Origin of the sequence: Paenibacillus oryzisoli (assembly GCF_050467285.1) — a bacterium.
Classification (GTDB): Bacteria; Bacillota; Bacilli; order Paenibacillales; family NBRC-103111; genus Paenibacillus_E; species Paenibacillus_E oryzisoli_A.
In genome coordinates this window covers 612,459-636,884 of sequence record NZ_JBCMUN010000005.1, presented here as the reverse complement: position 1 = coordinate 636,884, position 24,426 = coordinate 612,459, and the positions used below count along the sequence as shown (strand labels likewise).

General features: G+C 32.8%; 19 protein-coding genes and 1 pseudogene. 19 read left to right on the top strand and 1 reads right to left on the bottom strand.

All coding sequences use genetic code 11. The features are described from left to right. Nucleotides 1-8: 8 nt before the first annotated feature. The 19 genes and pseudogenes from ABE504_RS08685 to ABE504_RS08595 all read left to right on the top strand — a co-directional run bounded on the left by ABE504_RS08685 (nucleotide 9) and on the right by ABE504_RS08595 (nucleotide 22,820). Nucleotides 9-449 carry an SMI1/KNR4 family protein gene (locus ABE504_RS08685; protein ID WP_430087170.1) on the top strand — a complete coding sequence of 147 codons (441 nt, stop codon included), beginning with the start codon at nucleotides 9-11 and terminating at the stop codon, nucleotides 447-449. A gap of 21 nt (nucleotides 450-470) precedes the next feature. Beyond that, nucleotides 471-929: an SMI1/KNR4 family protein gene (locus ABE504_RS08680; RefSeq protein WP_430087167.1), complete on the top strand. Its 459-nt coding sequence runs from the start codon at nucleotides 471-473 to the stop codon at nucleotides 927-929. A 513-nt stretch (nucleotides 930-1,442) separates the two neighbouring features. Further along, nucleotides 1,443-1,592, top strand: a complete 150-nt coding sequence (locus tag ABE504_RS08675; RefSeq protein WP_430087164.1) for a hypothetical protein — start codon at nucleotides 1,443-1,445, stop codon at nucleotides 1,590-1,592. Between the two features lie 234 nt (nucleotides 1,593-1,826). Further along, nucleotides 1,827-3,554, top strand: coding sequence for a phospholipase D-like domain-containing protein (locus tag ABE504_RS08670; RefSeq protein WP_430087162.1), 1,728 nt, complete (start codon nucleotides 1,827-1,829; stop codon nucleotides 3,552-3,554). Nucleotides 3,555-3,650: 96 nt separating this feature from the next. Further along, nucleotides 3,651-4,901, top strand: coding sequence for a hypothetical protein (locus ABE504_RS08665; protein WP_430087159.1), 1,251 nt, complete (start codon nucleotides 3,651-3,653; stop codon nucleotides 4,899-4,901). A gap of 590 nt (nucleotides 4,902-5,491) precedes the next feature. After that, entirely contained in the window at nucleotides 5,492-6,547 is a 1,056-nt protein-coding gene (locus ABE504_RS08660; protein WP_430087157.1) for a TOPRIM nucleotidyl transferase/hydrolase domain-containing protein, read from the top strand. A 403-nt stretch (nucleotides 6,548-6,950) separates the two neighbouring features. Beyond that, nucleotides 6,951-7,043, top strand: a pseudogene (locus ABE504_RS08655) (DUF2441 domain-containing protein); the annotation flags it as partial. Nucleotides 7,044-7,726: 683 nt separating this feature from the next. Beyond that, on the top strand, nucleotides 7,727-8,686 hold the full coding sequence (locus ABE504_RS08650; RefSeq protein ID WP_430087154.1) for a TniQ family protein: 960 nt from the start codon (nucleotides 7,727-7,729) through the stop codon (nucleotides 8,684-8,686). A gap of 482 nt (nucleotides 8,687-9,168) precedes the next feature. Next, nucleotides 9,169-9,636, top strand: coding sequence for an AAA family ATPase (locus tag ABE504_RS08645; protein WP_430087152.1), 468 nt, complete (start codon nucleotides 9,169-9,171; stop codon nucleotides 9,634-9,636). Nucleotides 9,637-10,019: 383 nt separating this feature from the next. After that, a complete protein-coding gene (locus ABE504_RS08640; protein WP_430087150.1) occupies nucleotides 10,020-10,259 on the top strand; it encodes a hypothetical protein in 240 nt (79 codons plus the stop codon). Nucleotides 10,260-10,566: 307 nt separating this feature from the next. Next, entirely contained in the window at nucleotides 10,567-10,908 is a 342-nt protein-coding gene (locus ABE504_RS08635; protein ID WP_430087148.1) for a hypothetical protein, read from the top strand. 184 nt (nucleotides 10,909-11,092) lie between these two features. Further along, nucleotides 11,093-12,271 (top strand): hypothetical protein, encoded by a 1,179-nt coding sequence (locus ABE504_RS08630; RefSeq protein ID WP_430087145.1) that lies wholly within the window; start codon nucleotides 11,093-11,095, stop codon nucleotides 12,269-12,271. Nucleotides 12,272-12,667: 396 nt separating this feature from the next. Next, nucleotides 12,668-14,422 carry an ATP-dependent nuclease gene (locus ABE504_RS08625; protein WP_430087142.1) on the top strand — a complete coding sequence of 585 codons (1,755 nt, stop codon included), beginning with the start codon at nucleotides 12,668-12,670 and terminating at the stop codon, nucleotides 14,420-14,422. Further along, nucleotides 14,419-15,816, top strand: a complete 1,398-nt coding sequence (locus tag ABE504_RS08620; protein ID WP_430087139.1) for a UvrD-helicase domain-containing protein — start codon at nucleotides 14,419-14,421, stop codon at nucleotides 15,814-15,816. The genes ABE504_RS08625 and ABE504_RS08620 overlap by 4 nt, the downstream gene beginning before the upstream one ends. A gap of 88 nt (nucleotides 15,817-15,904) precedes the next feature. Then, a complete protein-coding gene (locus ABE504_RS08615; protein WP_430087137.1) occupies nucleotides 15,905-16,690 on the top strand; it encodes an HNH endonuclease signature motif containing protein in 786 nt (261 codons plus the stop codon). A gap of 295 nt (nucleotides 16,691-16,985) precedes the next feature. Further along, on the top strand, nucleotides 16,986-18,869 hold the full coding sequence (locus ABE504_RS08610) for an AAA family ATPase (protein WP_430087134.1): 1,884 nt from the start codon (nucleotides 16,986-16,988) through the stop codon (nucleotides 18,867-18,869). Further along, nucleotides 18,866-19,765 (top strand): hypothetical protein, encoded by a 900-nt coding sequence (locus ABE504_RS08605; protein ID WP_430087132.1) that lies wholly within the window; start codon nucleotides 18,866-18,868, stop codon nucleotides 19,763-19,765. The genes ABE504_RS08610 and ABE504_RS08605 overlap by 4 nt, the downstream gene beginning before the upstream one ends. A 90-nt stretch (nucleotides 19,766-19,855) precedes the next feature. After that, nucleotides 19,856-20,761: a HEAT repeat domain-containing protein gene (locus ABE504_RS08600; RefSeq protein WP_430087129.1), complete on the top strand. Its 906-nt coding sequence runs from the start codon at nucleotides 19,856-19,858 to the stop codon at nucleotides 20,759-20,761. Nucleotides 20,762-20,933: 172 nt separating this feature from the next. Continuing rightward, complete coding sequence (locus ABE504_RS08595; RefSeq protein WP_430087126.1) at nucleotides 20,934-22,820, top strand: leucine-rich repeat domain-containing protein; 1,887 nt, start codon at nucleotides 20,934-20,936, stop codon at nucleotides 22,818-22,820. A gap of 100 nt (nucleotides 22,821-22,920) precedes the next feature. Here the strand turns inward: ABE504_RS08595 and ABE504_RS08590 are convergent, their stop codons facing one another. Further along, nucleotides 22,921-24,309, bottom strand: a complete 1,389-nt coding sequence (locus ABE504_RS08590; RefSeq protein ID WP_430087123.1) for a stalk domain-containing protein — start codon at nucleotides 24,307-24,309, stop codon at nucleotides 22,921-22,923. Nucleotides 24,310-24,426 lie beyond the last annotated feature (117 nt).

Here is a 24,426-nt window from a genome sequence, read left to right as displayed (position 1 = left end):
GGAATTATATGGAAATAAAGAAAAGCAGGGTTCCTATATCCAATAAGGATATAGAAGAAGTTCAAAGAAAAATTAAATTCACTCTTCCTGAAGATTATACGTGTTTTTTATTGCACAATAATGGAGGAATTCCTGTTAGATCAGAATTTGCATTTACCAGTAGGTTTGGGGAAGAGTCGACTTCAATAGTTCAGTTTTTTTTAGCTATTAATGGTGATATAAGATATGATGATCTTATGACTGATTTTGAGTACTTTAAAAGTACTAAAAGAATTAAGCCAAAATATCTACCTATTGCTCGCGACCCCTTCGGGAATTTGATATGTATATCATTAGATGGTGAGGACAGAGGATTTGTTTATTTTAATGACCATGAAATCCAACTATTTAGTGATAATATGAGTCTAATTTCCAAGTCATTTATTGAGTTTTTGGGCATGTTAAAGTAAAAAAGAAAAAGTGAGGTGTTCATGTTGCAATTTGAAATGGAGGGTACTTCTTCACCAATATCTCTCGAGTTTGTCCAAGAAGTAGAGAAGAGATATGGTTTCATACTTCCAGAAGACTATAAAAGGTTTTTATTAAAGATCAATGGTGGAAGACCGAAACCTAGTATGATGTTCACTACACAAAACGGAATATTAACTAGTTACTTATCTATTTTATTTCCTTTAATTTCTAGAGATGCACCTAGCTTGGTCGGGAATTATCTTTTCTTCAACAAGGAAGGCAAACTTCCACGACATATAGTTACTATTGGAGAAGATCCTCTTAGAAATTTAATATGTATTTCTTTAGAAAAAGATGATTGTGGCTCTATCTATTATTGGGATTTTATGCATGATGACGGAAACGAACCAGTTAATAATTTTTTGGTATTAATTTCGGAAAGTTTTTCTAGTTTTATCGAAAATCTTAGGTCAGAATAAAACAAATTAAGATCACCTTGCGACTAACCATCGCAAGGTTCTTTTTTTTCGCCGCTATACTCCTAACAACGCAATTTTCCCATAAGCAGCACAGCGGCGGAAGTGAGTCCAGTCCTCACTTTTTACGCTGACCTCACAGAATCAAAATCTGCGGCGAGTACTATGGGAGCATTATAGGATACGCCTAGATTATCATTTCGATAGTCTGCAGCAGGCTGATGAGTTAACAAGATTTTTCTTTGGTGACGTACTTGCTGATAGGGTTGTAAAAGAAAATTTAATCACACTACCCGAATGTGCTGGTATTTGGTGGTTGAAAAAAGATAACAAACGAATTGAAACGCAAAAATGATTTTGTTCCGCTAACGTAGGAACGTTACTTCAATAAACTAAAAAATGAGGCTGCCACTTCGAGAAGGGCAGTCTCATTAAGCTATTGGGCAGGATAGTTACAATATATGTTAGAATGGGGTTAGTAAATTGAATGGAAGTATTCATGGGAAGGATGATACAATGCCGAAAATTAAACGCAAACCCATTGCTACTCAGGCAGGCATCAACGCTGATTTGCGAGCTCAGGATCTGATGGAAACCCAAAGTGAAGCGACTTTGCGCAAATGGTGTTTGGATTTCGCTGAAAAAAAAGATTCTGGCAATACTTGAGAAACGTTGCCTTTGCGAAAACCGCCTGCGAAACGCTCTGCAAATGGCTTGCAACTGCCTCAACTGTAGCACAGATTTATTCTCGGTAAAGGATGTACACATGAAGGATTGTAATGTTGCTGTCCGCTGCTTAAACAGCGACCCGCCGCTCAAGCAGCGGCACGCGCCATCGGTCAGGCAACGTCATCCATCCATATCCTGAACCATACGTTATATTTATTATCGAGGTGTTACATGACATATAATTTAATCGAAAGAGCACTTATAAATTTTTCGATAAATGATACAAAAGAAATTCTTGGTGAATGGGCAAAAATTCTTGAGGTTATAAAAAACAAAAAAATAACAGTTCACGCATGGTTAGTTAATGGGGATCCTGTATTAGTTGGGAATAATATTGTATTACTGTCATTCAAAAATTCAATGCATCGAGAAACTACTGAAAAACTAGCAAATAGAGAATTAATCGAAAGGGTTATAAGTGATTACTTTAATCGAAGAATGAAAATAGTAACAATTATGTTAAAAAATTGGTTAGAGATAAAAATGGAGAATAAATTATATGCTTTTAATTATCCAACTAACACATATGAATATAATAAAAATTGGATTAGTGAAGCAATTGATTTTTTTGGGGAAAACCTTGTTTCGCTTAGTAAAGAAGAACTACAAGATATTAAACAATTAATGAATAGTAGTCCATCTCAATACACAAAAGAAATTTTAACTGGATGGACAAAAATTCTTGAAGTTATAAAAAACAAAAAAATAACAGTTCACGCTTGGCTAGTTAATGGGGATCCTGTATTGGCTGGGAATAATATTGTAATATTGGCGTTCAAAAATTCAATGCATCGAGAAATAACTGAAAAGTTAGCAAATAGAGATTTGATAGAAAGGGTAATAAGTGAATATTGTAATCGAAGAATGAAATTAGTTACTATTATGATGAATGACTGGTTAAAACTAATAAATAATTCTGACGAAAGAAGAATTGGATTTGGCGAGAAATCTAAAGAAGTCATAAAATTAAATGAAGATTGGATTAACGAAGCTATAAGCTTGTTTGGGGAAGACCATATTAGCATAAGGCCAGTCTTGTATCACTCCTCCACTAACCTTTCATCCAGTAATGCACCAAGAGAAATAATAAAGGATGAAAATATTAATATAAGAATATCAGACAATGTGAGTGAATTTTTCGAGGAATCTTTAAAAATAATGTCACCTAGTCTTGTTTCTGTTTTGGATAATCATAGTTTAGAAGGAATCATAAGTAGCAAAACGATAGATGATAAAATTATTAGAGATCTAAATGCGTCCCACGTTTTGGAAAGAGTTATGAAAGTATTATTTGGTTTATTAAATGAGAATTATTTAGAGTTGTTTGTAAACAAAATAAAGGAAATTATTTTGCCAGAACTTAAAAATTCATTGGATGAAAATGCTCTTGCTGAAAAAATAGTAGAATTTTTAGCTAAAAATCGAGCAACTTTTAACGTGAAGACAATACAAAATGAAGAAATAAAAGATTTCTTTATTTATGCGCTGAAATCAGCTGAGAAGGAACTAGATATTAGTAGTGCTTGGGTCAATTCATATGTCATTAGCGAATATTTAGAACTTATAGAAGATGCACTCAAAAGAGGAGTAACCGTAAAAATACTATTTGGTTATAAAGATGGTTATAAAGATTCAAATAGATACTCATCGTCTAAAAAAACTGTAGAAGAGTTAAAAATGAAATTTAGTCAATATGGCGATTTATTTCGTACAAATGATACTAATACTCACAAAAAATTAATAATATGTGACGAAAAGTTTTATATTATTGGCAGTTTAAATCATTTGTCATTTGGTGCTAATTACGATGTAAATAAGAATGTTCGCTCCGAAGAGGCTGATTATTGTGAGGATATTTTAAATTTAAGAGTAAAACGAAAAACTAATTTTGACTTTTAATATGCGATAAATCAATTAGGGCAATGGTGGCGCATACGGATAAAGAGAAGTTGATAGTGGTTATTTTAGTTCTGAGTATTCATAGGAGGATATTTTATGAGACTAAAGATTGAAGAATGGTTATCTAATCAAATTGTTTCCGAAGAGGCAGAGAACCTTCTCAAGGAATCAATTGTTTGTTATAAAGCATCTGCATATAGAGCTGGTTATTTGTTTTCATATCTTTTTTTTCAGACTGTATTAAAAGAGAGAATTTTAACAACTAAGAAAACGGATGATGTTCCAGTAGCAAAATGGAATGCAATATTACAAAATTTACGCAATGATGATAAATGGGATGAAGAAGTTTATGAAGCAGTGAAGAGAGGCCCAGGATCATGGATTATATTTAATCTAACCGATGACTTGAGGCAGCAGGTTACATACTGGAAGAATAGACGTAATGATTGTGCACACGCTAAAACAAACGGTATTCAAGCATCACATGTAGAGTCTTTCTGGTCATTCATTCAATATAACCTGCCTAAGTTTGTAGTTAATGGAGGAAAAGCTGCAGTATTAGAAAAAGTCAGAGTTCACTTTGATATCACCCTTACAGCACCCAATACAGATTTTGAGTATATAATTCAGGAGATTGTTCATTCGATTTACCAGCATGATTATAAAGAATTTATTGTAGAACTTAATCAGTTATTAGGTGATACATTTTTCCATAATTCATATGAATCTGAACGTAAAATTAGCTTTTGGATAAGACTATTTGGAGTAAACGAAGCTTTCGATAAAGCCTTGATAGAATATCTTCTGGAAAATGAAAAGTTATACAAGGCCATATTGAAAAATGATTCTAGTAAGGTTGTGTATTTTAGAGGACATCCTCAGTTCATTCGAAAACTTTGGTTTGACGGTAAAATTGAGCCTAGTATATTAGCAGCATTACTTAGAAATGACCTGATACCAGTTGATCAGCAGATAGAAGCAATAGAGAGTATAGTGAACTCCAACCAACGTGTAGCTCCAGAAATCATTAAGGAAGAAGATATGAATATATTAATTGCAAAGGGTCTCCCTACAATCATTAAACGGATCGCATTTGAAGAACGGTATATATCTTCATTTGATTGGGCCAATCATGCAAAGAGATTGCTAGTGGTTTGGTATATTAAAAAATATGGTATTGATGAGACTATTGTGTGGTCTTTGTCAGTTACATTTATTGGTGACCATCCGTGGCATTTGAGAGATGCATTAAAAGATATGTTTAATGAAGATGCAACACTTAAGGAATCGTTTGTGAGAATTGCTCAAGAGCTCGGGTACAGATTACCTGCGTTGCTAGGTTTTTAGAAAGTTGCATTGCGCTAACGGAGAACGATAATTAAACCACCGGAATGGGAGTTGTTTTTTAGGTGGATTTTTTTATTTCGAGTAGGCCTTATATAATCATTAGAGGCAATTTTGATAACAAGGATCATAATGATTTCGTGAATACTGGGATTCAACTCTAAAGGGAGATGTTAGTACAATGACAACAGCAGCTGTCTAAGACTTTATTTTTCAAGTCTTAGTTAGCCACTGTTCTTTTTAATGGTTCAGTCTAACTTATATTTCAAAAGCTGACGTTACTTCAACTCGAAAACAGCTTCAATTCAAGGATTCCAGTCTATTACTTTATTTTCACTGGATAGTGATAGGAATTCCTATATGGTATTTTGAGATTTTTTGGAGCCTCTAAAAAAGGCCGCTTTAAGTGTAGCACCTGTTATGTTGCTAATTAGTTGGTTTATCACCTGCTGCAAGGCAATAGAACGTTTTCCAATGTTAAGATATATGCTGACATTTTCACGATCTTTGATAAAAGAGGGAAGTGTTGTTTCTAGAATAAGTAGGGAGAAGTAAGTCCAAGCAAAAGTAGAAGTAAATCTTGGGGGAAGAAAATGGCGACAGATTTGAAGTACATAAAAGAAGAATATGAAAAACTCATTAACTTACCTGCCACAGCGGATGGAGCCGCGAAAAGGCGTCGGGGATATGATTTTGAGATCTTGTTGAATAAGCTGTTTACATTCGAGCAACTCGAACCGCGCACAGGTTACCGGCCCATGGGAGAACAGATTGACGGCTCCATATATCTTGATGGGCGTATTTATATACTGGAAGCCAAATGGCATGCTGACCCTCTGCCTGCATCTACCCTCTATCAGTTTAAGGGGAAAGTTGAAGGTAAATTGGCTGGTACAATTGGAATATTTATCTCGATGTCAGGATATGCGGAGGATGCGGTTGATGCGCTCGTCCTTGGCAAGGCACTCAACGTTATTTTATTCGATAAACGAGACTTGGACGCTGCGATCGATCGTAGTATCGGATTCACGAATGTTCTTAAAAACAAGCTCCGCAAGGCTGCGGAGGAAGGTGCAATATATTTCCCTTCTGAAGGCGAACTAGTCACCGCCGATAAGAAGCAGTTAGTCGAGATAGACCATCTACGCTTTGACGCGATAACAGGTGGAGTTTTAGCAACGCAGTCAGTCGACGGAGCTAAGGCAGATCTATTAATCGTGTGCGAAGGAGAAACAGATCGTGTAGTGATAGCTACACTAGCGGAGAGAATCCTAGGTGAAGCCGGCTCAAAGCGATCGATCAAGATTATTGTTGCTATGGGAAAACTCACGATTCCTCGAGTGGCAAACGCATTTTGGAATACATTTTATTCTGAATCTAAGATGCTTATCGTGGTCGATGCTGATGATGAACCCGTCAAGACAAAAGGGATGTTAGAGCAAGGCCTCGAATTCAACGAATGGGTGTCTGCCATTCCTAATCCTTCTATTGAAGCCTGGCTAGATCTCGATGTTAATCAACTCAAAAATAGAGGCCTGAAGTACCGCGTAGAGCACAGCCTGGCGGCTGCCAATAAGGTTGATATTGCGGAATTATATAAGAAAGACGAACAGTTCGCACATTTTCTTGACGCAATCTTAGGGAACTGATGACCCGTATCCATAAATCTAAAGGCACAGTAGACCCTGCTTATTTTTTAGATTGCTGCTCATAAATCCTACCTCCTTATCTTACGCAAGCGTCCATTCTTGTAGCTTTTCAACTCACCGGTACTGATTCGGCGAGCGATTATTGCTTTCCTAAGGCAAAGATAATCAGCTGCTTGAAAAGAGATAAAAAATAAGTGTCGGGTGACAAGAACATTATTTCATTAATTGCCGTGTATATCGCGGCTTTTTTATTTTATTAGATTTTGACAAGAACTTAATCTCATTCCGGACGCCTCTAGGTCGGAGATTTATTAATTGGCCAGTGGAGAGAGCGCCTATTCACAGGATAATTCTGGAAGACGCCGAATTATCCTAGCTAAACATAAGTATATAGGGGGAGTCCATGCAAGAAAGCGATTTGTATGTTTATCACATTGTCACTAGGAAAAAAATGAACCTTGGGCAAATAATTAGCTTTGACAAAGAGCTTTCAAATGCGGACAGCTTCACCGCATCCGGTTCCCCAAACGTATTGTGTGCTTGAAGCGTATCCGCCGTGATCGTTGTACCTTGGATATCTTGACCTGCGTAGCCGTGAACGTTTACAGGCGACTTCAAGTGGGTCGCTGTGATGCAAATTGCACAAGGATGCGTGAATGTGGCCATCGGCATTTTTGGACGCAACGCACTCTATGCTGCCGCGGTTACCTATTGGCGAAAATTGCTGAGTAGGTGAAGTCAGAAAAGCTATGTAACTTGGGAAGAATATCGCCACGATCGCACATTATTTCCCCTTAAGCGACCGAAACTCTTCATCCCCTACAATCGATTGAAGATCTACGCTATGCTGTGTATCCATATTTGAAGAGCCCGGTGCGGGAAATCCTCACGCCGGGTTCTGTAGGGGGGAGGGCCACCAATTGAGTGGCCCGGCCCTTCTACCCGGAGGGTTGAATATTCAGCCCTTTACTCTACTGAAAAACTTTTATTATGAGGCATGGTGACTTAGCATTAACATTTACGTTTCCACTTATGGAGGCTTGTTCAATTGTATCCCTCTTTCTTTGTTGGGATTAACTGTTTGCTTGATTTGAAATCAAGTATAAGAATGAACAATAAGTGAAAGGATTAGAATAGATAAATGTGTTCAAGTAACTCAAATGGGTGGTGTTAGTAGTAATGATGAACATACTATCGGCACTCCCTAGAAGACCTCGATTATTTAATGACGAAAGTCTTGCTAGTTATATATACCGCTTAGCTATAGCAAATTCTTTTGAGACTACAATTAGCCTTTATCGACTAGCTAATCTCACAGAAAATACAGTTTTCACGAGGACAAATCATTCTCAAAATTTCAATAAAAGTTTAAGGCCATTATGTATTTTATCTGGTAAGTCAGAAACTCAGCTTTCATCGACCATCTACAATGATGACATTCCTGAGTATGTTTTGCCAATTCGTAAAACAAAAATCTGCCCTAAATGCTTTGCTGATAACCCTTATGGAAGAAAAGACTGGGACATACTACTTAATACGATCTGTCCAGTGCACCAATGTTTACTTCTAGATCACTGTCCTGAATGTAAGATATTAATTTCTTGGTACCGAAAATCAATGGACAAATGTAGATGCGGTTTTAATTTTTGTAGAGCAATAACACCTACTGTTAATAAAGAAGAAACTATTTTTTCTGTTATAGTTTGTGATAAATATCATCCTTCCTTATTTCAAAATCAATTATTACCAGGCTTCTTTTATACATCGAGCTTATCAATAATAATTGATTTTATTATTTTTCTAATAGGTCAGCACATTAATCATTCCTTCGGAAATAAAAATCTATGGGGAAAGGGCTCATTAAGAGGAATTAGAAACAGTATTATTCATACCCATCTTATGGAACTATGTGATATTTTGAAAAGTTTGCCTCATGGAATATGGGAATGGACTTGTTCAATTAACATGAATTTATACTATGACAAACAAAGAATTAGTGATTTTCATTATCGCTTTTTTCCCTATGATATAAGTCATTTTATTAATGACAAAGGTAAAATTGACATTAATAACATAGAACGTTTTATCTATAAAATGCTTATTGAGGGAGACCGATTTAGTCCAATTACTTACACTTGAAAGGAATAACTCTAATTATGGAACATAATAATATCGTGGTTTACCATCATGAATTAGTTGAAAATCAAGAAATACATAACGTAAAGTTTCCTGTTACCCCATCTCAAAGGTGTGAGCTTAGACGTAGAGCTATGATGATGAAAAAAGAAAGGAATGATATAAGTCGAAAGTACGAGACTATATCTAATACATATATTTTATATAATGCGATTATGGAATTATATATTAATCCAGAGCATTTATTTTTTATTGAGTATGTTGATACTGGTCAGTATATGCATGTTTCATTGAACAAAAGTATGTACGAATGCATTTTCAATATTTCCTTATGTTGGAATAGTTCAGTCCGGCAAACAGTATATCGGTTAATAATGTGTAGATTATTAAAGTAAAAAAGGAAGGAGCTTTTGGTTAGAATATGTAAATTAAGTTGTATAGATTTTTTGATTTTGGAAATAATAAGCAGTAGAGGAGTGATTAATATGAATTTTGAGAAGTTTCTTGTTGATCCTGAAATGAAAATACTTTTTGTAGACGGCCCTACTTGTATAGGTAAAACATACTTTTTTAGAAAATTTGCAAAAGAGTATTTAGATAAAAATGGTCCAGATTCAATTCTCATGACATCAATATCTCCGATGTCAAGTAAAAAACTGTTCATTTCTTCTATGTTGAGATTTAATATACCTAGCAAACCAATTGACAAGTTAATAGAACATTTCTTATTTCAGTTAGATAATAACAATACAAAGTTGATATTAATTGATGAATCTCAAAATCTTTTACATAATACGGACCTTAATATAGAACACTTTAACTTTATGTCTTACCTTGTTAATAGTGTTGACATTAAGATTATTTATGTAGGGACTGAACCATCCGGGAAATTTAACTTACCGTTATCGATTTTGAGAAATAGTTTATCTAAAAAATATGATCAAGTATCGTAAATAAAAAAACACAAATTGAGGCGCTTATAGTTGACATTTAAGTCAACTATAGACGCCTCTTTTCCTTTTACTTAAATATGGCACTTTGGCATTCCCTTTTTTCGGGAGCATTCCATGTGTTATACAATGGGCGACATTTTATATTACCATCATTCATAAAAGCGTCATTTTATGTTCTAGAAGGTGTCAATTGTGACTTACAATTCAGGATAAATGAAGGCTCGAAAAGCGTCATCTCAAGTTACAATTCACAGTGTGGTGTTGTGTTGCAGAATTCTTTAGAAGATTATAATTGCACAGAATAATGAACAACAAGGCAAACGATAACTTAGATCGTTTGCCTATTTTTATAATAATTGTAGTAGTAATGGAGCTGAGGAACTTTGAATAGAAAGAAATTACTATTTGTTCCAAAAGTTTATGCTGACGAAAGTTTAGTAAGCTACATTTATCGATTGGCTATAGTTAATAATTATGAAGTTGCATGGATTTATGAGATGCTAGGATTAAATGTTAATAAAATACGTACACAAGTATTTCAACTCGGAAGTGAGAGAATAAATACTTCAATTCTCTCTGAAATTACTGGAATTGATCAAATTATATTTGAAGCTTATCCTTGAGTATTAAAAATGCTAATTCTGTGATACAAAACACAATTGGTCAATTTGCAATTAGAAATGTAAAAAAGCAGTTTTGCCCGTTGTGTATAAAAGAGCAGATGTAATAATTGTAACAGACATTTAACAAACCAAGACATTTTAAGTGGATTATGTAAATGTGAATACATGATATCGTGTAATTTAATTATAGAGTGTGATAATTCTAATTTAGGAAGATTAATCTCCAATAAAATTGGAAAATCAGGAGATTCAAAGCGAATAATTTCTACTTTCAGAAGGATTTGAAAAGATAGGGATTGATTTAATATTGTATTTAATAATATTCTTATCAATAAAAATTTCAAATGGTTTTTATCAGAGAAGAATTGCATTTACTGGATCTAGTGATGTTCATGATAATGATAAAATTGTAACCGAAGCGTTCGGCATATTTACTAATTGGCCAAATTCATTTTATGATTTTTTGTATGATTTCAAAAAGATACCTAAAAACTCACAGCTGTTGACAGGTTTGAAGAGGGATTTTGGACGTTTTCAATTTGAAATTATTAAATTATCTAAAATTGATGTGATTATAGTTTTATTACAGATGAGTACAAGAATTATTTGCGAAATATTTGGGACGGAGGAAGTTGTCAAAAAAATTTAGATGAAACTTACAGAGAAAGTATCTTAGTGCGTTCCAAGCTACTAAACTTTCGGGAACAAAATCTATTAATTTTAGTCAATTGGTGCCTCCTCCTATGCTTAAAAAATTTAGATGTCCGATAGCATTCAACAATAAATATCTAATACTATTGACCTATTCAGTTGTATTCTTGGAGGTATTGAATTTGTTTTTATTTTTAGAGAAATATAAAAGCTTATTATCAAACCCAATTATTAATATTATTTACAATGCATTAAGAATAGTTGGAGCACTTTCATTTATTGCTACTAGTTTAGGTTTTTTTCTCTATTCGTTAGGGTATTCTTTTTTATTTGGGTATTATTTTTCCGGTGGAGTTGAAGGGCAAGTATCTTTATTACGATTGTTAACAAATCCAGTCCCTTTCCATAAGGTGAGTTTATTAAGTGTCTGTGTTTTTCTTGTATTAAGTATAGGATTTCTAGTAAGTATAATCTTCTCTTTACGTAATAGTAATTTAAAGAGGCTGCCAATTATATTAACTGTTCTATTTTTATTTCATATTTGTTTAACACTTTTTTTCATTGGCGGGGCAGGCTCCTTAAATAATGCAATTTTATTCCTTGTAATATGGTCTCTACCCCTTTTTATTACGATTCTCATTTTTTTTACAATTAGAGGTATCTCAAGTTTATTTGCTACATTGTCAGGAGTGGTTTTTGGTATTTGTTTATTGGTAATTGTAGAAACAATTTTTAAAATTGACATATCTGAAAAGGGGTCGAATTGGCTATTATTCGAATTCGTCTTATTTGGATCTGGGATAGTATTCAGTTACTTTAAGCCTGAGAAGAATTATACACTTGCCAGTATATTCTTTCCTTACATTTTTCTTAGTACTATTTTTTTGGGAGTATTAGTCCAAAAGCTAATTGGTCAACCAATATTCATAAAAGTTTGGAGCATAGTTCTGATAGCTATTTTAATAGACATATCTGTTCTTAAACTGTTAGATAAGAAGGATACTTGGAAGACTAAAGTAGTTAGCTTTATAAGAGTTGATTGGAGAAGTTCATCAAAACAAGAGGTGCCCATTCAAGAAATCAAGAAATACAAAGCAATATTTACTTCTTTATTTTTCATTCTTTTACTTACTGCTGGGGTATTCTCAATTCAAGCCTCTCTAATTGCAGGACAATATGTTCGAAGCTTTACTCCTGAACATTTGTTGGTCAGGGACGAGATTAATGATATGACCAATAAGAAAAATTATATCGGTGTAATTGTTACAGAGAAGGATTCGAATTTATTTATATCTGATGAGAACTGGGAACTTGCTGTTGTTAGGTCTGATTCGGTGACAGTTCGTGTCTATCATCCATAAATTTATTTAACTAGCCAAGGTTACTTATCTCAAAAGTAAAATGATCTTCAGACTTCTCTCAAAGCAAATTGCAAGGAACAGCAATAATTATTATCTTGGTCTCGAACTTTCATTTTGTAAATATTGAAAAAATATTCAAAACAACAAGTTGGCGTCCGTAAATTACAGACATCAACTTTTTTTTGTTTGGTTATACATTTTTGATTTGATCTCTCCACATGTATACAGAATTCCCAATTCTCCGTAGCAACAATAAAATTTCTTTGAAAATTGTTGTGAATAGGAGGAAATACCTAGATCGTGTCGAATTTTTGTTGTTAAACATTGGGAATAAAGGAAGAAAGATATTGCTAGGGTTGTGCATTACAAAGTATAAGTCTGAAAGGAACTCATTAGATGAGAATTTCAAGAATACATATCCAAAATTTTAGAAATTTAAAAGACATTAACATCGATGTGAATAGACTCACTATTTTTATAGGTGAGAATAATAGTGGTAAAAGTAACTTGCTTAAGGCAATTACTTTACCTTTTTTCAATGATGAAATTGGCAATATAAACAAAAATCTAGGATGGCATGACATTAATAATACAACTAAAGCGAAATATTTTGAGTTCATTAATGAAAATTTAGAACAGTTTAAGAATGGTACAGTAGATGTAAATGAGTTTATAAAAGTTATACCATGTGTAAAAGTTGAAGTTAATTTTATCCCTGATGGAGCTGATGAATACTACTTCCGAAAATGGATAAGCTCATTCAGTCAAGAAGAGCCACAATATTCGATAAAATATCAATATAATATAGACAATCCTATAAAATTATTTGCACATGTGTCAAAAATTTTAAGTGAAAATGATTCAGTTGATAAAATAAAGATGAATTTACTTCCTATTGAACTATTCAAATACTCAATATTAATTCCTTTGACTAATGAGCCAGTTACATTCAACGATTTGGCTAATTTTAGGTATAATTCTTTAGCTGCAGAGCGAGATGAATTTTCTAACAAAAATACTCATCTTGGCTCAAAGGCATTAGTAAACCTTCTACACAATAAACTTTCAGAAGTACAGAAGGTAGAAGTAGAGAAATCATATGAAACATTTTTTGAAGAACTAAAAAAAATTAGTAATTTGGAAAATGTTTTTAATTGGCAAGATTACTCTAACCTTGAGAATGCAAAGGAGTTTTTTGAAAAAATCAATTTGCTTCCCAATATGCCGAGTATGAGTTCACTTTTAAATAATGTACGGCTTGGTTTTGGAGAGGAATATTTAAATACACAAGGACTAGGATATAGGAATTTAATTTATTTGTTGGTGATGATGAATTCACTAGAACTAAAGTCGGACATTGCGCTGAACATATTAACTATTGAAGAACCAGAAGCACACTTATGTATAAGTAATGAGCATCTTCTTGCAAGTTTCATTAACTCAATTCTCAATTCAACTAAACAATTACAATTATTTATTTCAACTCATAGTTCGGAGTTTTTAAATAAATTAGAATTGGAAAATGTAACGGTTATTTCAGAAGGTAATGGCTTCTCTCTTAAATCGGAGCTCGATGAAGAACAACTAGGCTATTTGGCTAAAAAGCCTAATTTGGATTTTCTGAAGTTTTTATTTTCTCGTAGATGTATACTAGTGGAAGGTACAACAGAGGAAATGTTAATAAAATCATATTTGAGTTCACAAGCTAATGTTTTAAATGATATCGAGGTTATTTCCTTACATAAAGGTTTTATAAAAATGTTAGATATTTGGTTGAAGGTAAATGAAAAGTTATCCAACCGAATTGGAATTATAAGAGATTACGATAATGAGCCGAATGCTCAAAAAGCACATGAAGCCTATAATAAGTATAGTAATATTTATGTAACTACAACAAATGAGTATACGCTAGAACCTGAGTTTGTAAGTACTTCAGATAATTTTGAAAAACTAAGAGAATATTTTACAAATAATCATGGATGGCCAGACTTCAAAACGGCAGCGGAACTCTCTGATAAGTGGAGAAATTCTAAAGCGAATACAATGCTTCAATTTTGTAAAGATTTTGGAAAAGGAGAATTGGCGAGTGTTGAATTGCCTCAACACATAAATAAAGTATTAAAATTCCTTCGGGATGGGGAAAAGGAATGAAAATTGTTGTAGCTGGTGCAGGCGCAGGTAAGACAACTTCAATGGCTCAAAAAGTATTAGATAGGCTAAATGAAGTAATTGATGGGAAAATAATATATGTAATTACATATACAAATAGCGCTAAAAACCGAATTAAGGGGAAAATTACCGAATTGCATGGTACTCTTCCTAGGCAGGTTTTTGTAGAAACATCTCATGCCTTCTTATTAAGGGAAATAATTTTTCCTTTTTATCATTTGCTTTATGGACAACAATTTACTAAAGTATCACAAATTATATTATCTGATAATCCAGGTTATAAAGCAATGAAAATTAAAGAACTAGTAGCTAATAAAATAATCCATGTAGAAAAGGTTACTGAAACTGCCAAATGGGTCGTTTCTAGAAAAACAGGGGATCGAAGTGAGACGAATAAAAGACGCGAGAGAATTTTACAAATTATTTTGAAATATCTAGACTCTGTTTTTGTAGATGAAGCACAGGACATAGATAACCATTTTGCAAAGATTATAGAAGTATTACATAGTAAAGGTATCAATACATATCTTGTAGGGGATCCGAAGCAAGATTTACGGGGGAGGAATGCATTAACTGAATTAGTTAATAGCTATAAAGAACATGTTGAATATAAGCCTGAAAATAATAGATGCCCAATTTCACATGTAAATTTAGCAAATACATTTATTCCAATAATGCAGAGACAGTTTCCTCAAAAAGCAGATTTAGGAACATTAAGCTATGTTTATGAAAGTGAGATAGGAAAGGAAGAAATTCATGACTTTGTAAAAGGGTCTGATTGGGATTATGTATATATTTCAAAGAAAAATGACAGATTTATAACACATGCAAATGATAGAAATGAAACTCTAAGTAATTTAACTTATGAAATACGGCAAATAGTAAAAAGAACTACTATTATTGATACCGACATTGATAAATGGGTATTTATTTTAGTAAAGAATCTTTTGAAAGATTTAAATAAAGAAAATAACAGTGAGATTTTTTCAAAGTTGCAAAAATCATTATCAATTGAATTGACTCGTCAAGATATGGGGAAATTGGGAGAGCAACTAAAGATACATCGTGAAGCTCATTCCAATAAAGGAATACTAGTGAACTCAATTGATAGTATTAAAGGATTAGAAGGGGAAAAATGTTTATTTATACTTACAACTGACTTAACAGAATATCTTTTTCAGACAAAAAAAGAACAGAATAAAACACTTAATTACTTATATGTAGCTTTGACAAGATCCAAGAAAGAACTAGTGTTTCTTGTTACTCATGAAGTTGAGAATAAATATGGAAGAATTATTGTTGACGAGAAACTTGAGGGGTTAAATATTAGAATGTGGTCTTTTGCTAAACCTAAAGATGTACTTGTTTTAAGTTAAACCCTCGGTTTTTTTTTTTTTTCATCAGTACCACTGATGATGAATAAACATAATATGACTAATACTAGAGTTCCTGGGGGAATTTCACATGAAAATTTCTGTAACAAATGAACATTTCAATCAAAATTGGTTTCTTTTTCGCGAAGGTAAGGTACGAGATGGACTATTAAATTTGATGAATGAGTCAATGATTGTATATCCGTATAGTGAACAACAGGAGAGCGGCAGGGATATAGAGGACGAAGAAATATTACCGGCTATTTTAGATAAACATCTTGATGTTTTAGGTGATCCATATGCTTGGTGTGAAAAACCAAGAATCAGATTTAGTGTTAGAGGAATAAATTTAGGAAAGGGGGAATTCAAGAATAATCACTCATATTTTGATGGTAGATATCCGGATGATTGTTTTTTTAATGCTGAAATTTACTTGGCTGAATTGAGTGAATTTATTATTAGATTAAGTGGTATTACTGTCGAGGAATTAGTTATTTTTGCACGTTATAGATGGTGCAGTGATATGAATTTGAATTATTTATTTGCTGACGAAGCAAAGGAGATTGAACAAAAGCTTTTACTTGGAAAGCAAGTGTTAGAGGATGGCTTTGAAATAGAAGAAGATGTTTATTCAAAAATGTTGAAGCATCTAAAATCCATGCCATATTTAGAGTATTTAAAAACTGATCATTGGAGGCATTTTAGATCTGAATCAATAAAGTTTTACCAACAAAAGTGTCAGCTATGTGGTAAAAAAGAAGAGAAAATTAGCAATCTACACTTGCATCATAATTCTTATGTGAATCGAGGTAGAGAGACTTTTAACGATGTTGTATTATTATGTAACACATGTCATAAAAAACACCATAATAAGTAAGATGAAAATAAATATAAAAAGTCCTAATTAACAGAACCTAAGATAAAATAATGTATTTCGATTAAACAACGCGGCTACTAGCCTGACTAGAAGCAGCGTTGTTTTATATGTACCGCATATTGGATTTTATTTTGCGACATACGGTTTTTAATTGGAAATACAGATATTGGATAAATATAGATTGATATATAACACTAGCGCTGGTTGCATCATTTGGGTATCCTTCTTGTTTTTATAATGACACATATCATACTTTTTTTAATTTTTTTATTTGTTTGAAACGGAGTTGATTGAAATGGAATTGATTTATCTTTGGGTAGGTAAATTTAGAAACATACACGAACTTGGTTTTAATTTTTCTTCGAAGTACGATGTATCCTTTGATATTAATACTGAGAATGGAACTCGCGAACTTAAGATTTCCCCAAAAAAAGTATTTTCATTATTTGAAGAAGAGAAGATTAATAATGTAACTGCCATAATTGGTAGAAATGGAAGTGGCAAAACTAACATTCTAGACTTGTTAGGAATGAGAATGAACGATAGAAAGATGTTGTCAGAAGTAAAATATTTTCTGTTATACCATATCTCAGAAGATACTTTTGCAATTGAGGGAAGTGAATTTTCTTTAATCAAAGACAATATTCTTAATATCCCAATTGAAAATAACCAATTTTCAATAGTTTCAGATCCTTACAGTATGTACTTAGAAAAAAGTGATAGTGGTTTCGAGTTCAAGAGCTTCCTCCAGCTCAGCGAAGATCGGATAAAAAGAATCCATTATTATAACTTCAGAAACACTTTTAAAGAAGATTTTGAAAGATGGGGGAATAAAATTAGCAACGAACATACAGTCTTTTTCAGTAGACTAAATTTAAACCCTAATTCCATAGGGTACTATGCAAAATACAATTTAATAACATACTTTAATAGATCAACGTTTAAAGAAAAGTCGAAACATTTATTTAATTTAAATGATAATGTATTTATAAGTGTCTATAATAATATTTCATATAGCATGGATTTAGACGAAAAGCTCGCTCTTAAGATAAGTTTTAAAGATAACTTCCGCGATTTAATTCAAAGAAGTGGTAAACCGAATAAAAAAAGCATTGACAATAAAACTAAGTTTATTATGAATTTCATAGAGGATTATATTCAATATAGTTTTAGTAGCATCAAAGATATTGCTGCCGAGGAAATTATAAAACTTAAAAACGAAATTAATGAAATAACTAACGAAAATACAACGCCTAAAGATTATTTTTATGCTGTATATGAAGTTGTAAGTGGCTATTTAAATAAACACATTAATTTAGATTTGAGTGACATGAAGAAGTACTCCGATACTTTTTATAAGCTTGTCTATTATTTCGAACAGTTAAGCATGTCTTATTTCAAAGGAAAGAATGTTCAAATCCCTATTGGAACTAATGAAAATTCTGTTGTTAAAGAATTCCTTCAGTTTATAGATCAGAATCATTTTTCAAGTGATAGTGAGATGAATTATTTAAATAATTCAGTATCATTAACTGTTGAACCTATGAGTTCAGGGGAAGAGGCTTTTATTAATTTATTTGCATCACTCTTTTTTGGTCTAAGACTGAACAGATATTCGAAGAAATATAATGCGATAATTTTATTAGATGAACCTGATAACTTTATGCATCCTGAATGGAGTAGAATAATGCTCTCCGAGATCTTCAATTTTTTAAATCAAATTGAATTAGGATACAAGAAATATCAAATTATCATTACAACCCATTCTCCATTCATTATTTCAGATTTGTTAAAATCAAATGTAATTGCTTTAGAAAAGGATATTAACAAAGGTTATTGCAAAATTGCAAATTTCGTTACTGCTGATCAAACCTTTGCAAATAATATCCACACTTTATTGTCCGAAGAGTTCTTTATGTCATCAACGATTGGTGAGTTCGCTAAAGAAAGAATTAATCATGTTATTACTGTCTTAAAAAGTCAAAACAATGATTCGCTAGAACTTGCAAAATGCAAACTGGTAATTGACAACATTGGCGAACCTTTATTAAAAGAAAAGCTCAGTGAAATGTATATCGATAAACTAGGTATTATTAATTCAATCAAGGAAACGACAATGAGTAAAGAAGAAATAAGAAGAGAAATAAGAAGATTACAAGATAGGTTGGAACAAGAATGATACCAATTTCTCACTCAAAGTTAGAATCCATCGCAGAAGAACATTTTGAACAATTAAAAGTTCATCTAAAGCGAAAAAAGATAAATAAGTTTGATAAGATTGACAGATGGTTTAAGACTAATGGTAGTAAATTCAGTTTAAAAGATGTAGTTCTTGCAGATGTAGATGATTTATATACTATTTCTATGAAATACAAAAGCAGTGTTTATCCAAAGGATGTATTGTATTTGAAGTATTTGTATACTGAATATTTTTCGAAGTCTAGTCGTTATATTGGTAATTCTGATTATAATGCAGTTAAGCTTATTGAGAAGATTGGTATTAAGGTCTGTCCCTATTGCAACAGAAATTATGTGAACAATATTGATTTTGGAGCAAAGGGGGTAAAGAGATCATCCCAACTCGATCATTTTTTTTCAAAAGACGAATTCCCTTTCCTAGCTATGTCATTTTATAATTTGGTGCCATCTTGTCCTAGTTGTAATCATCTAAAAAGCAATCATCAGATTTCATTATCACCTTACGATAAAAAAAATAATACAGGAAATGAAGTTACTTTTGACTATTCTATTATTAATGCTGATTATCTTTTTGATGAAAAGCAGATTACAATTGAAATAAATCATAGCCAAAAAATAACAAAGAATATCGACATCTTTGGGTTAAAAGACCAGTATTTACTCCATAATGATATTGTTTATGACTTAATTAAACGGCATAGAATTTACCCTAAGAGCAAGCTGAGTGAAATTGAAAAGGACTTCCCTGGAATTTTTAAAAACGAAGAAGAGATGAAGAGAATCATTTTTGGTAATCATATTCGTTCTGAAGAGTTATGGAAAAGACCGTTGTCCAAATTAACAAAAGATATTACGGAGAAATTAAATTCGATTTAATCTAATACCTTAAATGAGTGTGTATTTATGTATAAAGTGTTACTGCCAAAGCATAATGTCCGCCAGTTGACGGCGTAAGTTGTCCTGCTGATGACGGTCAATCTGTCCGCTTTTCCGGGTGAAAAACAGGGAGAATCAGGAAAAGTCTCCCTGGATGACGCGCTTTATCATATTAGAGTAATGGCTTGCAGAGTCATTTGTGACAGTATGTTATTATTCCCATGTTATTTCAACCGATTAATCAATGATCGATATGCGCCAATTAGGAGAATCACATTAACCACTTTAGTAGAAAAAAATCAGATAGATGCCATTCCTGAACTGACAAATTCCCTTGTTGATTCCCATATTTCTGTTAGGGAAGTGGCAAGGTTCTATCTTAATTCAGTAACAAAGATTGATTTTGCGAATCACTACTTGGATTATATGTGGGGCGATAATACGAAGAGTCTAGTTACAGCAATAATTGCTCTGGGTGAAGTAGGAGGTCCTGAGCATGTGGAAATTCTTGCAGAGTATGCAAGTCATGTAGATATAAAAATAAAACGAGCAGCTCTTAGGGGATTATCTTTATTAAGCTGCGAGCAGTTTCTTGAACTTTTTTATATCGCTCTACAAAGTGATAACAACGGTTTATCAGTTGAAGGATATCGAGGATTACGTAAGAAAGCACACCTTATTGATTCCAACCGTTTATTAAATGTGCTTCTTAAATCGTCTGAAATACATGTCGTCAAATACGTCTTACGATTGTTCGCGGCTATAAATAAATGGGATCAGTTATGTTGTTTATTAAGCGCTCTTCAGATGATAAATGAGGATAATATTCGAGTCGAAATTAAAGCTCAACTAAGAAAGTGGATCTCGTCCTTTAATCGAAGTGTTCAAGCCAAACCGAGTTCATTCGATGTTGAGGTAGTAAATAAGTTGTTAGATCGATATCAACAGGATTTAAGTGATAAAGTAGTCAAAAATATTAAGTTCATGTTACGTTAAAATTTCTGAAATAGATACAATAGGTGAGATCGCCTATGGGACAAAGAGCTAATTTAATTATTGTTATTATTATTGGAATTAATGTGAGGATATGAGAGAATGAAATGCTGCATGTAAATGGAGACTATTGCATTGTCTAATAATAATTATTTAGTCGTTTGGGGGATGTTATATGAAAAAAATCACATTTGTTATTTACTCATTAATTTTTTTATTTATTATCAATCTGGCCTTGCCACTAAACATTCTTGCAGAATCCCCTGTGATAAAGATTGAGGATCCAGCACTTGAAAAAGTTATTAGAAAAGAGCTTAATAAAAATAACGGTCCTATAACGTTAGGGGATATGGAAAGTCTTAAAAAAATAGGTCCTGCTGATTGGCAAGGCATTAAGACGTTAAATGGCTTAGAGTACGCCAAAAATTTGGAGGATATAAAATTAGCACAGAATAAAATCGATGATATTAGTGCAATAAGCGGATTAACCAAATTAAGAAATATTAATTTGTGGCAAAACGAAATCAGTGATATTCAAGCTGTAAGTAATCTCCGCTCTTTAGTTAATTTAAATGTTAGTCAAAATCAAATTTCGGACATTACCCCTCTTAGAAATCTTAGTAATTTAGAAGTGCTTAACTTGTATGAAAATCAGATACAGGATATTGACCCTTTAAAGAATCTTGACAAACTAACCAGTTTTAACGCTTATAAGAATCAAATCCATGATATATCTCCAATGCGTAATTTTAAAAAATTAACTTTTACAAACCTACAAGAAAACCAAATTTCGGACATATCGCCTTTAAGTAATCTAACTAACCTTGGTTTTATTGGTCTTAAATACAATTGGGTGAAAGACATTAGTTCACTAAAAAGCTTATCTAATTTGAGTGGTCTTGAGTTGTCTGGAAACCCAATTCAAGATTTAAGTGTTATTAAGAAATTTACTAAACTAAATACTCTAAGTATTGGATCTCTTCATATTTCTAATATTACCTTTCTTGAAGATCTCCCAGATATGAAGTGGCTGCAGCTTGATAATAATGAACTTACCGATATAAGCAGCTTAAATAAGCTTTCAAAGTTAAAAGATCTCAACCTATCAAATAATCAAATTTCAGATGTATCTTCTCTGTCTAATGCGAATGAACTAGAGACGTTAAAATTAAATCGAAATCAGATTTCAGATATCAAACCAATCAGTAATTTACCAAAATTATGGTTGTTATCACTTAATAGTAATTCAGTAGCTCATCCAGAATTATTGGGGAACTTGCCTAAATTACGTTCACTGTATTTAGGTTCGAACGGAATTGCTTCGATCCAGTTCCTGAAAAGTTTGCCTCCACTCGTTTTACTTTCTCTGGCTGGAAATTCGATTAGTGATCTACGTGGAATAGAAGTTCAGAATGGCATATATCAACTTGATTTAGGATATAACCACATTACTGATCTTGGTCCAATTAAATCATTGAATAAGTTAGATGTCTTGAATTTAGATGGTAATGGTTTATCGGATATAACAACGTTATCTCAATTAAATCCGAGAAAGGTCTCATTAGTCAATAATGAAATCCATGATATTAGTTCACTGAATAACCAAACAAACCTTTGGGAAATTTACTTTGCCAATAACCCACTAAATGAAGAATCAATCAGTAAACTCAAACATAGGTCTTTAAACGGAGCGGCAGTATCTTACGATGAGCGAATTTTTGTTAGTATAAATGATGAAGTCCAAGACTACTCAGAAGAAGAATCTCCGCAAAACATATCGGGTTCTGTTTATGTTCCAATGAGGAAAATTTTTGAAGCGTTAGGCGCTAATGTAACCTGGGAAAGTAATACGAACACGGTGAAGGCCCAAAAAATAGATATTTCTTTAGAATTACAAATTGGCTCGAATAAAGCAATAGTAAACGGTAAAGAAATGCTACTTGAATCAGCCATACAGGTTGTAAATGGACTTACTTTTGTTCCTGTAAGGATGGTAAGTGAGACATTTGGGGCAAAAGTAATATGGGATTCAAATTCAAAAACAGTTGATATTAGACAATAGTCTTATTTTAAGGATGCGAATGAAAATCTTTAACTCAACACTATTATAGGAAAAAAAACCGAAAGTCTGAGAGTTTTAATCTCAGTCTTCCGGTTTATTGTTATTTAGCCCACCATAATAGGAAACCGTTGGCATCTTCAATTTCTTTTGCATAAGATTCAACTGTGAATTCGCTATTATCAATGAAATAAGGGTTAAAAGCATAAATTTCTTTGGTAAAAGCCAGGAAATCCTTTGGTTTCTCTAATAGTTGGATAGCTATCCAGTTCGAACTGGCACCAATAACTTCTAACTTTGTGGCGGTATTCCATTTATCAAGCTGCTTAATAACAGCATTAACGTCGTATTTTGTACCGATTTCACCCAGTTGTTTTAAAAAATCAGCATCTGTGCCTTTAACAATTGCTACTTGCTCAGGAAACCCAGAGTCAGGAATGTCTCCAGTACGAAATAAATTATATCCTAATGGTGTCAATTTACTTTTTAGTTGTTTAATTAGTTCATTCGATACTTTTCCGGACATAGATAGTTGCAATCCATAGATGCTTTGTGATTTCTCATTGCTAAAAGGGGAAATATCCCCTTTAAAGTCTTGCCGCACAATTTCAAGAATTCGTGAATCAAAAGAAGCTTTTTCAGACCACATTTTTGCTGGTTTATTTGTAAGATCTAATAATTTTGATTGGATTTTCAAAAGATTGTTTTTATCTGTTTCGTTTTGAGTTTTTTCTAAATAAAAATTTGTCCAAGCAAGGGCAGCATTCCCTTCAGAATTTTTCTTCCAGATATCTGCTCCACCGTCAATCAGTACTTGTACCATTTCAAAGTCTTTATAGAAAATTGCAGTATGTAATAGGTTTGTGACATATTTGTATTCATAATTCGGATCTGCTTTATACTTCAGAAGTAATTTAGCCATTTCCGTGTTGTGATGGTAAATAGCCCATTCTAGAGGTATATCATCCATATGACTATAATAATTTGGATTCGCTCCTTGATCTAACCAATACTTTACTTTACCAATGTCATTGTCTAGACATGCATGAATGAGATAGTACCCCTTGTCAGTAACAATGCTAACATGATTTGTTTTTTCTTCCCAATTAACATCTCCGCCACTCACTTCTCCTACAAATCTCAAAGGAACAAATGTGTCACCATTAATAATGCGTGGTGCTAGAGTTAATTCACTGGATTCAGTGTTCACAGACGCCTTATTGCTTCCTATAGTAAGCTCAATATCGGTTTTTCCATTTTTTGCAGTAATCGATTGCTTCTCTTCATTCCATGTTAACTTATAATTTAGACTTTCAAATAGAGGTCTAAATTGCACAAGAGTAGTTCCATCTTCGACAATTGGAAGTTGAGTAAATGCTACCTGATAGCCGTTAATGAAAACTCGAATAGGTTCGTCCGCCTTCGCATCTTTGACATAAGTAAAGCAAAATACAGTAATCGTAATTAAAATGAGAACAAACCTTCGAAACATTTGGTCACCAGCCTATTATTTGTTTTTATATAGAATACCAAAAAACGGAAGAGCAGGATATAGGTTTTATAAAAGAAGACAAAGGTCTAATTGGGTGAATGAACCGCTAATCCTGAC

Coding starts and splice junctions, on each gene's coding strand:
- ABE504_RS08670 (WP_430087162.1), top strand. CDS start 1,827: ATGACATATAATTTAATCGAAAGAGCACTTATAAATTTTTCGATAAAT.
- ABE504_RS08590 (WP_430087123.1), bottom strand. CDS start 24,309: ATGTTTCGAAGGTTTGTTCTCATTTTAATTACGATTACTGTATTTTGC.
- ABE504_RS08650 (WP_430087154.1), top strand. CDS start 7,727: ATGATGAACATACTATCGGCACTCCCTAGAAGACCTCGATTATTTAAT.
- ABE504_RS08645 (WP_430087152.1), top strand. CDS start 9,169: ATGAATTTTGAGAAGTTTCTTGTTGATCCTGAAATGAAAATACTTTTT.
- ABE504_RS08665 (WP_430087159.1), top strand. CDS start 3,651: ATGAGACTAAAGATTGAAGAATGGTTATCTAATCAAATTGTTTCCGAA.
- ABE504_RS08620 (WP_430087139.1), top strand. CDS start 14,419: ATGAAAATTGTTGTAGCTGGTGCAGGCGCAGGTAAGACAACTTCAATG.
- ABE504_RS08610 (WP_430087134.1), top strand. CDS start 16,986: ATGGAATTGATTTATCTTTGGGTAGGTAAATTTAGAAACATACACGAA.
- ABE504_RS08675 (WP_430087164.1), top strand. CDS start 1,443: ATGCCGAAAATTAAACGCAAACCCATTGCTACTCAGGCAGGCATCAAC.
- ABE504_RS08600 (WP_430087129.1), top strand. CDS start 19,856: ATGACGGTCAATCTGTCCGCTTTTCCGGGTGAAAAACAGGGAGAATCA.
- ABE504_RS08685 (WP_430087170.1), top strand. CDS start 9: ATGGAAATAAAGAAAAGCAGGGTTCCTATATCCAATAAGGATATAGAA.
- ABE504_RS08605 (WP_430087132.1), top strand. CDS start 18,866: ATGATACCAATTTCTCACTCAAAGTTAGAATCCATCGCAGAAGAACAT.
- ABE504_RS08680 (WP_430087167.1), top strand. CDS start 471: ATGTTGCAATTTGAAATGGAGGGTACTTCTTCACCAATATCTCTCGAG.
- ABE504_RS08595 (WP_430087126.1), top strand. CDS start 20,934: ATGAAAAAAATCACATTTGTTATTTACTCATTAATTTTTTTATTTATT.
- ABE504_RS08660 (WP_430087157.1), top strand. CDS start 5,492: ATGGCGACAGATTTGAAGTACATAAAAGAAGAATATGAAAAACTCATT.
- ABE504_RS08625 (WP_430087142.1), top strand. CDS start 12,668: ATGAGAATTTCAAGAATACATATCCAAAATTTTAGAAATTTAAAAGAC.
- ABE504_RS08615 (WP_430087137.1), top strand. CDS start 15,905: ATGAAAATTTCTGTAACAAATGAACATTTCAATCAAAATTGGTTTCTT.